14 protein-coding genes are annotated in these 11,709 nt (G+C 43.6%); 2 read left to right on the top strand and 12 right to left on the bottom strand.

Going from position 1 to position 11,709, the window contains the following annotated elements; translation table 11 throughout:
• The first annotated feature begins 3 nt into the window (after positions 1–3).
• Both ACLNCW_RS07740 and yidC read left to right on the top strand, forming a co-directional pair.
• The gene (locus ACLNCW_RS07740; protein ID WP_424845847.1) at positions 4–282 is read left to right on the top strand and encodes an acylphosphatase; all 279 of its coding nucleotides are present in this window, start codon (positions 4–6) and stop codon (positions 280–282) included.
• Between the two features lie 77 nt (positions 283–359).
• Positions 360–1,286, top strand: a complete 927-nt coding sequence (yidC, locus tag ACLNCW_RS07735) for a membrane protein insertase YidC (protein WP_004255840.1) — start codon at positions 360–362, stop codon at positions 1,284–1,286.
• 226 nt (positions 1,287–1,512) lie between these two features.
• On the opposite strand, the gene pflA is transcribed toward yidC, so the two are convergent.
• The 12 genes from pflA to ACLNCW_RS07675 form a co-directional block, all read right to left on the bottom strand.
• Positions 1,513–2,307, bottom strand: a complete 795-nt coding sequence (pflA, locus tag ACLNCW_RS07730; RefSeq protein ID WP_004255837.1) for a pyruvate formate-lyase-activating protein — start codon at positions 2,305–2,307, stop codon at positions 1,513–1,515.
• 125 nt (positions 2,308–2,432) lie between these two features.
• Positions 2,433–3,683 (bottom strand): diaminopimelate decarboxylase, encoded by a 1,251-nt coding sequence (locus ACLNCW_RS07725; protein ID WP_004255836.1) that lies wholly within the window; start codon positions 3,681–3,683, stop codon positions 2,433–2,435.
• A gap of 66 nt (positions 3,684–3,749) precedes the next feature.
• On the bottom strand, positions 3,750–4,577 hold the full coding sequence (gene purR / locus ACLNCW_RS07720) for a pur operon repressor (RefSeq protein WP_004255834.1): 828 nt from the start codon (positions 4,575–4,577) through the stop codon (positions 3,750–3,752).
• Positions 4,578–4,682: 105 nt separating this feature from the next.
• Positions 4,683–5,624 carry a 3'-5' exoribonuclease YhaM family protein gene (locus ACLNCW_RS07715; RefSeq protein ID WP_049492793.1) on the bottom strand — a complete coding sequence of 314 codons (942 nt, stop codon included), beginning with the start codon at positions 5,622–5,624 and terminating at the stop codon, positions 4,683–4,685.
• On the bottom strand, positions 5,614–6,870 hold the full coding sequence (gene rmuC / locus ACLNCW_RS07710; protein WP_424845844.1) for a DNA recombination protein RmuC: 1,257 nt from the start codon (positions 6,868–6,870) through the stop codon (positions 5,614–5,616). The genes ACLNCW_RS07715 and rmuC overlap by 11 nt, the downstream gene beginning before the upstream one ends.
• 1 nt (position 6,871) lies before the next feature.
• A complete protein-coding gene (locus tag ACLNCW_RS07705; protein WP_424845842.1) occupies positions 6,872–7,534 on the bottom strand; it encodes a thiamine diphosphokinase in 663 nt (220 codons plus the stop codon).
• A complete protein-coding gene (gene rpe / locus ACLNCW_RS07700) occupies positions 7,497–8,153 on the bottom strand; it encodes a ribulose-phosphate 3-epimerase (RefSeq protein WP_424845839.1) in 657 nt (218 codons plus the stop codon). Before rpe ends, ACLNCW_RS07705 begins: the two co-directional genes overlap by 38 nt.
• A 10-nt stretch (positions 8,154–8,163) precedes the next feature.
• Positions 8,164–9,042, bottom strand: coding sequence for a ribosome small subunit-dependent GTPase A (rsgA, locus tag ACLNCW_RS07695; RefSeq protein ID WP_424845837.1), 879 nt, complete (start codon positions 9,040–9,042; stop codon positions 8,164–8,166).
• A gap of 1 nt (position 9,043) precedes the next feature.
• Complete coding sequence (gene rsmA, locus ACLNCW_RS07690) at positions 9,044–9,916, bottom strand: 16S rRNA (adenine(1518)-N(6)/adenine(1519)-N(6))-dimethyltransferase RsmA (protein WP_001216838.1); 873 nt, start codon at positions 9,914–9,916, stop codon at positions 9,044–9,046.
• 12 nt (positions 9,917–9,928) lie between these two features.
• A complete protein-coding gene (locus ACLNCW_RS07685) occupies positions 9,929–10,228 on the bottom strand; it encodes a hypothetical protein (RefSeq protein WP_033688101.1) in 300 nt (99 codons plus the stop codon).
• A 107-nt stretch (positions 10,229–10,335) separates the two neighbouring features.
• Complete coding sequence (gene rnmV, locus ACLNCW_RS07680) at positions 10,336–10,902, bottom strand: ribonuclease M5 (protein ID WP_424845834.1); 567 nt, start codon at positions 10,900–10,902, stop codon at positions 10,336–10,338.
• Positions 10,902–11,675, bottom strand: a complete 774-nt coding sequence (locus ACLNCW_RS07675; protein WP_424845832.1) for a TatD family hydrolase — start codon at positions 11,673–11,675, stop codon at positions 10,902–10,904. The genes rnmV and ACLNCW_RS07675 overlap by 1 nt, the downstream gene beginning before the upstream one ends.
• Between the last annotated feature and the right edge of the window lie 34 nt (positions 11,676–11,709).

Genomic DNA, 11,709 nt, shown 5'->3' with positions numbered 1-11,709 from the left:
GGTATGCAAAAGGTTAGAATGATTGCCCAAGGCAGGGTGCAAGGTGTTGGTTTTCGCTGGGGTGTTTATACTTTAGCTCTTGAAATCGGTGGCATCACTGGTCGTGTCTGGAATAATGACGATGGCACAGTGGAAATTCTTGCTCAGGCAGACTCCTCTGCCACTATGGCAAAATTTATCCAAGAAATCCGCAAAGGACCCACACCTTTTTCAAAAGTCAGCTACTTAGATGTCAAACTAAGCAACTTTCCTCCCTACCCTGACTTTAAAATCGCAAATTAGGTCTCTAGAACTATTGTATATTTTGTAAAAAAACAGTAGAATAGAAAGGTATAATTTTTAAAGAAGGAATAAAAACAGTGAAATCTATTAAACGTTTTGCACTCTCAGCTATGGGAGTGGCTATGTTGCTAGTCTTGACTGGTTGCGTTCAGATTGATAAAGCAACAGGTAAGCCAATTGGTCCCGTTTGGGATTTCTTGGGTGCTCCGATGGGAGAAGCTATCAAGTACTTCGCTACTGATAAAGGTCTAGGCTTCGGTGTCGCTATCATTATCGTAACCATTATCGTGCGCTTGATTATCTTGCCACTTGGTATCTACCAATCATGGAAGGCAACGCTTCACTCTGAAAAGATGAACGCCCTCAAGCACGTCCTTGAGCCACACCAAACGCGTCTCAAAGAAGCAACTACTCAAGAAGAAAAACTCGAAGCCCAACAAGCTCTCTTTGCAGCTCAAAAAGAGCACGGCATCAGCATGTTTGGTGGTGTAGGATGTTTCCCTATCCTCCTTCAAATGCCTTTCTTCTCTGCTATCTACTTTGCTGCCCAACATACTGAAGGTGTTGCTCAAGCAAGCTACCTAGGAATTCCTCTAGGTTCTCCAAGTATGATTTTGGTTGCCTGTGCTGGTATTCTTTACTATCTTCAATCGCTCCTTTCACTTCACGGAGTAGAAGATGAAATGCAAAGAGAACAAATCAAGAAAATGATTTACATGAGCCCACTCATGATCGTCGTCTTCTCCCTTTTCTCACCAGCTAGTGTCACACTTTACTGGGTTGTTGGTGGTTTCATGATGATTCTCCAACAGTTTATCGTCAACTATATCGTTCGTCCAAAACTTCGCAAAAAAGTCCGTGAAGAACTAGCCAAGAACCCACCAAAAGCACGTGCTTTCTCTACACCAAGTGGACGAAAAGACGTTACTCCTGAACAACCAACTGCTATCACAAGCAAGAAAAAACACAAAAATCGCAACGCTGGAAAACAACGTTCGAGATAAGAAGAAAAAGGCTTAGCTAGTTTGCTAAGTCTTTTTTGCAAGTCATACTCTTCGAAAATCTCTTCAAACCACGTCAGCTTCGCCTTGCCGTATATATGTTACTGACTTCGTCAGTTCTATCCACAACCTCAAAACCATGTTTTGAGCAGCCTGTGGCTAGCTTCCTAGTTTGCTCTTTGATTTTCATTGAGTATCAAAAGCCCGATGTTTCCATCAGGCTTCTTTTTTATCCATGTACACGTTTCATATAGTCTTGATAACTTTCGGTATCCATGAGTTTTTTAGCGTTCTTGACGCGATCTGCTGTTGGTGGTTTAACCCCTTCGAGTGAATATGGAATTCCCAATTCACGCCATTTGAATTCTCCCATAGTGTGATAAGGTAGAATTTCAAACTTATCAACATTTTTAAGGGTCTTGACGAATTTACCAAGTTCAATCAAGTCATCATCTCTGTCTGTCAACCCTGGAACTAGCACGTGGCGAATCCAGACAGGTTTTCCAATATCTGATAAATACTGGGCACAGGCCAAGATATTTTTATTGGTTTGGCTAGTAACAATCTTGTGCTGTTCTTCGTTGATTTCTTTGATATCCAAGAGGACCAAGTCAGTGACAGCCATGAGTTTGTCAAACTTCTCAAGGTAACGTGGTTTATTACGGAAAGGAAGGGCACAGGTGTCCAAAGTACAGTGGATTCCTTGTTCCTTAGCCTTGGTGAAGAGAGCAATCAGGAAATCAATCTGCAAGAGGGCTTCTCCTCCACTGACTGTAATACCGCCCTTATTTCCCCAGAAACCGCGGTAGCGCAAGGCCTCTGTCAAGACATCATCTACCGTCCGTTCACGTGACTTATTGGACTCCATAGCCCAAGTATCCGGGTTATGGCAATACTGGCAACGCATGTGACAGCCCTGCAAAAAGACAATAAAGCGAATACCAGGGCCATCTACCGCCCCAAAACTTTCTGTCGAATGCACCATTCCTGTCACTTGTCCATAATCAATTGTTTCTTCAGACATATCGTTACCTTCCTTGAAAACGTTTTATAGTTTTATTATATCACGACTTGAAGGAAAAACAAGATTTTTGCCTATTTTTTAGAAAGCAATCTGTTTTTCAATTTCATTTTCAATTACTTATCATTTTATTCTTCAAAATCAAAGCCATACAAGGTTGCAAAGTAGTCCTCAGGGCGCTCTGCACGGCGGATTTGACGGGCTTTACCTTCTTCGGTATAGAGGATTTCCGCAGAACGAAGTTTGGCATTGTACTGGTAGCCCATTGAAAAACCATGAGCACCTGTATCATGAATTACCAGCAAATCACCGATTTCTGTATGAGGTAGTTCACGATTTACTGCAAATTTATCATTGTTTTCACAGAGTGAACCAACCACATCTACAACTTCAGCTGGTCCATCTGGATGGGTCAGATTGGTAATATGGTGGTAGGCTCCGTACATGGCTGGACGCATGAGGTTGACTGCTGATGCATCCACACCTAGATAGGTACGGTAGGTTTCCTTCTTATGAGTGACTCTTGTGACCAAAGCACCGTGAGGTGCCAACATAAAACGACCCAATTCGGTGAAAATCTTAACCTGACCAAGACCTGCTGGCGTAAGGACCTCTTCATACACCTTACGAACTCCCTCACCAATCAAGGCAATATCATTTGGCTCCTGGTCTGGACGATAGTTGACACCAATACCGCCAGAAAGATTGATAAAGTCTAGCGAAATGCCCAACTTTTCCTTGATTTCAACAGCCAATTCAAAAAGCTGACGAGCCAACTCTGGGTAATAGAGATGGGTGACGGTATTGGACGCTAGGAAGGAGTGAATCCCAAAAGTCTTGGCTCCTTTTTCCTTCAAGATGGCAAAAGCTTCAAAGAGCTGGTCCTTGGTCATACCAAACTTGGCTTCTCCAGGATTGTCCATAATATCTGTTCCCAGTTCAAAAACGCCTCCAGGATTGTAACGACAAGAGATAATTTCTGGAATGCCTGCTGCACGCTCTAGATGTTCAATATCTTCAAAGGCATCCAAGTTAATGGTCGCACCCAATTCACGTGCATAGGCGTATTCCTTGTCTGGCGTATTGTTTGAAGAGAACATGATCTCAGAACCAGGGAAATTCAGTTTATGACTCATCAAAAGCTCCACATAACTAGAGCAGTCCACACCGCAACCTTCCTCTTGGAGAATTTTCAAAATAGCTGGAGTTGGAGTAGCCTTAACTGCAAAATATTCCTTAAAGCCCTTGTTCCACGAAAATGCTTGGTTGACGGCTCTTGCCTTTTCACGAATTCCCTTCTCATCATACAAGTGAAAGGGAGTCGGGAACTCGGCAACAATCTTTTCTAAGTCTTCTTTATTGATAAATGGTGTTTTCATAAGTTTCCTTCTATTCTATTTGCAAAGAAAGGCTGGGACAATCGTTCCAACCTTTAGTTCTATCTCTTATTTATCTTCGTCAAAGATATTGCCAACCTCAACATCGATGGTTTGGTTCTTGACATCAATATTGGTTACCTTCAAGAGTGACTTGTAGTCAAACTGCTTTTCACGTTCTTCTTGGGCATTATCCGCAAAGACTGCTACACCAGCCAATTCCGAATCAAACTCACGCAAGAGACTAATCATCCCATTGACAGTTCCGCCGCCTTTCAAGAAGTCATCCACAATCAAGACACGGCTGCCTGCCTTGAGACTGCGTTTTGAAAGAAACATTTTCTCAATGCGATCTCCACTTGAACCGGATACATAGTTGACGCTGACAGTTGAACCTTCGGTAATTTTCAGGTCACGGCGCACAATAACAAAGGGAACATTGAGGACATTGGCAACTGCATTTGCAAGTGGAACACCCTTAGTAGCTACTGTCATAACCGCATCAATTTTTTGGTCCATAAAGCTCTTGGCAATAATGCGACCAATATTTTTCAAGATAGCTGGTGTACTAAGCAAATCAGACAGGTAGATATAGCCACCTGGCAAGATACGGTCACTTTCTGACAACTTAGCACGCAAGTCCTCAACCATTTCCTTGGCATCATGGCTTGAGATTGATGGTGTGAAAATGACACCACCACCAGCACCAGTTACTGTCTGGATATGACCGATTTCAATTTCCTCAAAGGCTCGTTTGATAATGACGATATCCTCTGAGATGGATGATTTAGCAGATTCATACTTTTCAGCAAAAGTATTGAGACTAGTTAGTTTATAAGGATTATTAATCAAATAGTTGGAAATGACAACCATTCGATCACTTCTTCTTAATTTCATTTCTATTTCCCATTTCATTTAATTTTGATATTTTATCTATTATACCATATTCACATAAAAAAACGAACATTCTTATCCTAAAAAATGCTCATTTTTCTTAAATTGTTAATCTAAATCTGGTTTATAGAAGGAACGATTGTCCATAGCGAAGATTTTATTGGTCATCTCTCCTTTATCTACCAAAGCAAGAGCTGTTGACATCATCATCATGCTAGCATCCAGATTGTCAATCATATGGATAATCTCTGCTTCCATAATGCGTGGACGGACTGGACTTCCATACTCAAGTAAGCCATGGTGACTAAGGATTACGTGACGAAGCAGAACGACTTCTTCCTTGGTATCATCGATGCCGAGTTCCATCACTGTCTTGGTAATTTCACTATCAATCAGAGCGATATGCCCAAGGAGATTGCCTCTAACTGTGTATTCGGTCTGGTCTGGTCCCGTCAACTCGATGACTTTAGCTAAGTCATGCAGCATAATCCCTGCATAGAGCAGGCTCTTATTGAGCTGAGGATAGACTTCGCTAATAGCATCCGCTAAACGCACCATGGTCGCCGTATGATAGGCCAAACCCGTTTCAAAGGCATGATGGTTGGTCTTGGCTGCTGGATAAGAGTAAAATTCCTTATCATACTTGGTGTAGAGATTTCGGACAATTCGTTGCCAAACAGGATTTTCAATTTTGAAAATCATTTGCGACATATAGTCACGGATTTCCTTGACATCAACTGGTGACTTGACCTTGAAATCAGCTGGATCATTGGGTTCGCCAGGTTGAGGCAGGCGGAGAGTAATTTGATTGACTTGAGGGGTGTTGTTATAAACTTCTCGGCGCCCTTTCATGTGGACAACCTTACCTGCGGTAAAGGCCTCAACGTTATGAGGTTGGGCATCCCAGAGCTTCCCTTCAATCTCGCCACTATCATCTTGGAAGGTAAAGGCTAGGTAGTTTTTCCCAGCTCGAGTTTGCCTCAGGTCAGCTGACTTGATTAGGTAAAAGCCTTCAAATAGCTCATCTTTTTTCATGTGACTAATCTTCATATTCTTCCTCATTTTCTTGAAAATGGAGTAGATCAAGCGCAGGCTCACCTTCTGACAACTCAATGTGACGGAGCGTCCGCTCGATAGCTGTGGTACGACGGTTTAATAGTTCATCAATATTGCCAGAGGCATGTTGGAGATGTTTTTGTGCCTTTACAAGAATACCACCGAACTTGCCAAACTCGGTCTTGACACTGGCAAGAGTCTTACTGATATGGTCGGCACTCTTTTGGATATTTAGAGTTTTGAAGCCAACTGATAGGGAGTTAAGAAGGGCTGATAGGGTACTTGGACCTGCGACAATAATCTGCTCCTCCCGTCTCAAGTCATCAAAGAAGACCGGATTGCGGACGATTTCTGAGTAGAGACCTTCTGTTGGCACAAACAAAACTCCAAAATTGGTCGTTCGAGGCGGTGCTATGTACTTGTTCCTGATATCCTTGGCAAAGCGTTTGACGCTGGCTAGGAGCGACTTACGACAGCGTTCAATCTCATCCTTGTCACCTGCTTCATAGGCTTCTTCTAAGCGGTAATAATCTGCCAGTGGAAACTTGGAGTCAATTGGTAGATAGACGTACTCTTGGTCGCCTTGTCCGGGCAACTTGATGGCATATTCCACTCGTTCACTGGAGTTTTCAACCGTTGCAAATTCTCTTTCGTACTGGGCAGGTGTCATGATGTCTTCGATGATTTGCCCCAGTTGCAATTCACCCAGAATACCTCTCGTCTTGGTTCCTGAGAGAACCTTATTAAGGGCGCCGACATCGCGGGCAACAGTCTGCATTTCTCCAAGACCACGATTGACAGACTCCAATTGCTTGGAAACTGTCTCAAAGGAAGCCTGCAAGCGTGTCTGTAAGGTCTTTTCTAGTTTTTCCTCGACTGTTTGGCGCATTTGTTCCAAACGTTGCTCATTTGATTCCTGCAAGGCTTGAAGACGTTGGTCGGTCTTATCTCTAGTTTGCAAGAGATTATCTGTCATTTCTTGACGGACCTGAGTCAGACCTTGGTGCAATTCCATTCGCATTTCTTGCAAACGGTCGCTGACAGCTACTTCCAAGTCTTTCTGATCTAACTGACTGGCTTGTCTGGCTTGTTCAAAGCGGTAATCCAACTGGTCTGACAAGTGATCTGCCTGATCCTCCAAGCTCTTACTGAGATGTTTTTCCTGCTTATCCTGCCTTTGCCAAATGAGAAAGAGGCCAGCTAGGTTGGCAATCAATAATAGAACAAGTAAACTTTCCATTCTACCTCCTGTCCTTACTATGTAGCACGACCACATAGCCATCTGGGCAAGTCACCGACACTTCCCTATCTATATATTCGTTAGAAGCGTACACTTTTTTAAAGAAAAAATTTTCCTCTGTCAACTCATACTTAGCACCGAGAATGGTCAGCTGGCTATCTCGAACTGGCATAAAGGCAAGATAGTCATAGTCCGAGCGAGGTTCTAGCTGACTGGTCCCTTCTGGACAATAGGCAATTAAATTTTGCCCATCCTCAATTTCTATTTGACGCATATATGGTGCCAACTTAAGATTGCTAGGTAGAAAGACGTTAGCCAACATATGGTCAATACGACCACCCAAAGCACCGAAAATAGTGACTTGAGCCTGAGGATTTTGTTCAAAGATGGTCAAGAGAGCCAGTTCCAAATCGGTATCATCTTTTTCTGGTCGCGCTTGGACAAAATGCTGGGCACATTTTTGAATCACCTGTCGCTCTTCTGCAGTGACAGAATCAAAATCTCCAACTGCTAGAGCAAGAGGCAAGTCTTCTTCCAAGACCCAGAGCGAGCCTCGATCCACACCAACAAAAGCATCAAAGTCCGTCCGATAATGACCACGGTCTCCGCCTGCAAAAACGGCAACCTTAGTCCAGTTGTTTTCTGAGAGTTTGTACTCGCTCATTGACATCTCCCTTAAAGACATAGGAACCTGCTACAAAAACAGTCGCACCAGCTTCTTTGGCTTGAGCAATAGTTTGGCCATCAATCCCGCCATCCACTTCGATTTCAAAGTTCAAGCCTTTTTCATCACGAAGAGCAACCAACTCACGGACCTTATCCATGGTCTCTGGTAGAAAGGCTTGCCCACCAAAGCCTGGGTTAACTGTCATGACTAAAACTTGGTCAACTAGATGAAGGACGTGCTTGATGGCTTCAACTGGTGTGCCGGGATTGATAACGACTGAAGGCTTAACTCCGAGTGAACGAATTTTTTGGAGGGCACCATGAATATGAGACGTTGCTTCCACATGGATGCTGATGATATCGGCACCTGCACGCGCAAAATCTTCTAAATGATGCTCTGGATTAGAGACCATCAAGTGGCAGTCAAAGACCATCTTGCTATGAGGGCGAAGAGCTTCGACCACACCTGCACCAAAACTGATTTGTGGTACAAAGTGACCATCCATGATATCGATATGGGCATATTCTGCACCAGTCGCTTCTAGACGTTTGATTTCACGTTCAAAGTTGGCATAATCTGCTGCCAGAATTGACGGAGCAATCTTGTATTGAGACATAGGTTTCTCCTTATTTTGGAATTTTTTTACTGACCTTTTTATAAGTTTCTCTGCGATTTTCAATCTCACTAAGGAATTGCAGATAATTTTCAAAACGGAAGGGCGCAATGGTACCTTCTTCAACTGCTGGCTTGACAGCACAGGACGGCTCATGGGTATGGGTACAAGTACGGAACTTACAGTCTCGACTGACAGTAGCAATCTCTGGAAAGGCCTGATTGAGGTCTTCCGCCGTTGACACTTCATAATCCAGCGATGAAAAACCTGGTGTGTCTGCGATTTTACCCCCATTGAGGTTGTAAAAACTAACTGCTCGAGTAGTGTGGCGCCCACGACCCAGACTGTCTGAAATTTCCCCTGTTTCAAGATTAAGGTCTGGTGCGATTTTATTGAGAAGAGTTGATTTTCCAACCCCTGTCTGCCCCATAAAGACTGTAATCTTACCTGTTAACAAAGGTAGGAGTTCCTCCTTACTGGTCACAAAGTCGTAGCCGATATCACCATAAGTCTGTTCATAAAAATCCAGTTCTCCCCTATCTTCCAACAAATCCATTTTGGAAATATAGACGATAGGATGGATGCCCTTGTGCTCCAAAAGAACCAAGAAACGATCCAGCAAATTGCTGTTAAAATCAGGTTCCTTGACGGACATAATTACCACAGCTTGGTCAATATTGACAATGGGCGGACGGACCAGACTGTTTTTCCGTTCGTGAATCTTGAGAATATAGCCTTCTGAATTTTCCTCGGCAGAGAAATCTACCCAGTCCCCAACGTAAGGAGTATGGCCTTTTTTACGGAAATTTCCACGCGCGCGTGTTTGATAGACCTGGCCATCACTCTCTACATAGTAGAAGCCTGCCAAGGCTTTAATAATTTGTCCCTGCATCTTAGAGTCCTTGCCCTTTAAGCGCGTCTGCTAGACTGGCAAATTCTGCCAAGCTGAGAGCTTCCCCACGCACACTTGGTGACAAGCCTGCCTGATCCAAAGCCTTGGTCAGCTTGTCCTTAACTTCCTCAGTCTTGCCAAAGTAACCTGTCAAATTGTTCCACAAGGTTTTACGGCGATGAGTGAAACTAGCCTTAGAAACCTTAAAGAAGAAGTTCTCGTCTTCCACTGCTACGGCTGGTTCTGGACGACGCACCATTTTCAAAATAGCAGAGTCCACGTTTGGCGCTGGCACAAAGACCGTACGAGGCACGATGAAAGCAACCTTGGCAGTCATGTAATACTGCACCGCAATCGACAAGCTACCGTAAGCCTTGGTATTCGGTTGAGCGGAAATGCGGTCAGCTACCTCTTTTTGCATCATGACCACAAACTCACTAAAAGGAATCCCGCTCTCAATCAAGTGCATGAGAATAGGCGTCGTGATGTAGTAAGGCAAGTTGGCTACTACCTTAATTGGCAGGTCAGGATTTTTAAAATTCTGGATATGCTGCGCCAAATCGACCTTGAGAATGTCCTCGTTAACCACTGTCACATTGTCAAAATCACGCAAGGTATCTGCCAAAATCGGTACCAAACGGTGGTCAATCTCAAAGGCCATAACTTCTGCTGCACGCTCAGCCAAAAATTCTGTCAAGGCACCAATCCCTGGCCCGATTTCGATGACATTAACCTGGTCATCAATCTCAGCCGTATCCACGATTTTTTGTAAAATATTGGTATCCGTCAAGAAATTTTGCCCAAAGGACTTTTTAAAAGTAAAACCGTGACGCTCCAGCACTGCCTTGGTCACGCTATAATCTGCAATTCTCATCTATTCTCTTTTCTAGTGTAAACGGCGTTTTATTATCCAAACAAACTCATTGTCTCCTGAACTCTGATAAATGAGCTCTGTTAAAGAAACATTTGGATTCGTCAATTCTTTTGTTTCTGTATTATAACTTGTTACTGTCTGCCCACCATGTCGTAGAAGCCATTCCGTATCCAATCTAGGCAGATATCTGTCCTTTTGAAGAAAACTACAAAACTCCTCAACTGTCATATCCTTCGGGACATCAAGATCCATCTGATGAGAGAAAACATCATCCCCCATGCAGATAGATTCTCTATCAACTCGTATTTTCATTTCACTCTTTCCTTGTAAACATCTATTTAAATATTATCAAAGTGAATCCCCTGACATAAATCTACTTACTTCTATTGTAACACATTCCCCTTACATTTGGTGGCTGCTTAACTATTCTTATAAGATTTCATAGCTTCTTCCACTTCTGCCAAGGTTACTCCAAATAGTTCTAAGCGCTTGAGAAGTTGCTTGCCGTTGGAATAGCCGAGTCGGAGAGCATCTCCTAGATATTCTCTACGCTTACGGCTATCTGCTCCTGCTAGAAAACCAAGGCGAATCAAGTCGCTACGACTGATGTCAAACTGACTCTCATGTTCAAATTGTTCTGTCACCTGAGCTAGAGCCGTTTTCAGGTCTTCATAGCTGGCATGCTCAATTCCCAAAGAACGCCCCTTGGTCTTGGACTTGGGAACAGCTTCATCTCGTTTGAGGAAGGCATGCTGGACTGTTGGAATAGCCGTCATAATCATGCGACGAATTCGCTCCCCATTAAAATCTGGATCTGTAAAGACAATGACTCCATGACGTTGGTGTAGACGCTGAATCCGCTCTAAATCCTGCTCATTGATGGCAGAACCTCGTGTCTCATAGGTCTCTACATCGAAATAGCGTTTGAGATTAGCCGTATCATCGCGCCCTTCGACCACGATAACTTGGGAAATTTTTTCTTTCATTACTTGCTGTCCAATCCAAAAATTCGTTCTGCATTTGCAGTCGTTGCTGCCGATAACTCCTCGGTCGTCATGCCACGCAAATCCGCGATAAAGTCCACTACATAGCGAGTGTAGGCTGTTTTATTTTCACGACCCCGTTTAGGAACAGGAGCCAAGTAGGGCGCATCTGTTTCCACCAAAATCTTGTCCAAAGGTAACTCTTTAGCTGCTTCTTGGATGTCAGTTGCCTTCTTGAAAGTCACCACTCCTGAGAAGGAAATGATCATACCAAGCTCCACAAACTTCTCTGCCCACTCAAGCGTCCCTGAAAATGAATGCATGATACCACCTCGGGGACCAACTCCCTCGCTCTTAATAATCTCATAGGTATCTTCCAGCGCATCACGGGTATGGACAACAAAAGGCAAATCCAAGTCCTTAGATAGCTGAATCTGACGACGAAAAACCTGCTCCTGTACTTCTTTTGGCGCTGTCATCCAATGGTAGTCTAAACCAATTTCACCTAAAGCAACCACCTTGGAATGCTTGAGCTTGTCAAGCAAGTAGGCTTCAATCTCCTCTGTATACGTCCCAGCTTCTGTCGGATGCCAACCAATAGTCGCGTAGAGTTGGTCATACTCATCCACCAACTCCAAAGCACGCTCAATCGTCGGTTTATCAAAACCAACAATATTCATCTGTGTCACACCCATCTCAGCAGCCAAGGTAATTTCTTCTGCCTCACGACCTGCAAATTCTTCTACATTCAAGTGTGTATGTGTATCAAAAATCATCTCTTCTAACCTCGTTTTCTATCTACTATTATAG

The sequence above is a fragment of the Streptococcus sp. CL6.22 genome (assembly GCF_049738055.1).
In the GTDB taxonomy this organism is placed as follows: domain Bacteria; phylum Bacillota; class Bacilli; order Lactobacillales; family Streptococcaceae; genus Streptococcus; species Streptococcus mitis_DJ.
This window is presented reverse-complemented; position numbering and strand designations above follow the sequence as displayed.

Excerpts from the sequence above, each read along its gene's own strand:
- ACLNCW_RS07740 (WP_424845847.1), top strand. The coding sequence starts at position 4 with ATGCAAAAGGTTAGAATGATTGCCCAAGGCAGGGTGCAAGGTGTTGGT.
- pflA (WP_004255837.1), bottom strand. The coding sequence starts at position 2,307 with ATGTCTGAAGAAACAATTGATTATGGACAAGTGACAGGAATGGTGCAT.
- ACLNCW_RS07725 (WP_004255836.1), bottom strand. The coding sequence starts at position 3,683 with ATGAAAACACCATTTATCAATAAAGAAGACTTAGAAAAGATTGTTGCC.
- purR (WP_004255834.1), bottom strand. The coding sequence starts at position 4,577 with ATGAAATTAAGAAGAAGTGATCGAATGGTTGTCATTTCCAACTATTTG.
- ACLNCW_RS07715 (WP_049492793.1), bottom strand. The coding sequence starts at position 5,624 with ATGAAGATTAGTCACATGAAAAAAGATGAGCTATTTGAAGGCTTTTAC.
- rmuC (WP_424845844.1), bottom strand. The coding sequence starts at position 6,870 with ATGGAAAGTTTACTTGTTCTATTATTGATTGCCAACCTAGCTGGCCTC.
- ACLNCW_RS07705 (WP_424845842.1), bottom strand. The coding sequence starts at position 7,534 with ATGAGCGAGTACAAACTCTCAGAAAACAACTGGACTAAGGTTGCCGTT.
- rpe (WP_424845839.1), bottom strand. The coding sequence starts at position 8,153 with ATGTCTCAATACAAGATTGCTCCGTCAATTCTGGCAGCAGATTATGCC.
- rsgA (WP_424845837.1), bottom strand. The coding sequence starts at position 9,042 with ATGCAGGGACAAATTATTAAAGCCTTGGCAGGCTTCTACTATGTAGAG.
- rsmA (WP_001216838.1), bottom strand. The coding sequence starts at position 9,916 with ATGAGAATTGCAGATTATAGCGTGACCAAGGCAGTGCTGGAGCGTCAC.
- ACLNCW_RS07685 (WP_033688101.1), bottom strand. The coding sequence starts at position 10,228 with ATGAAAATACGAGTTGATAGAGAATCTATCTGCATGGGGGATGATGTT.
- rnmV (WP_424845834.1), bottom strand. The coding sequence starts at position 10,902 with ATGAAAGAAAAAATTTCCCAAGTTATCGTGGTCGAAGGGCGCGATGAT.
- ACLNCW_RS07675 (WP_424845832.1), bottom strand. The coding sequence starts at position 11,675 with ATGATTTTTGATACACATACACACTTGAATGTAGAAGAATTTGCAGGT.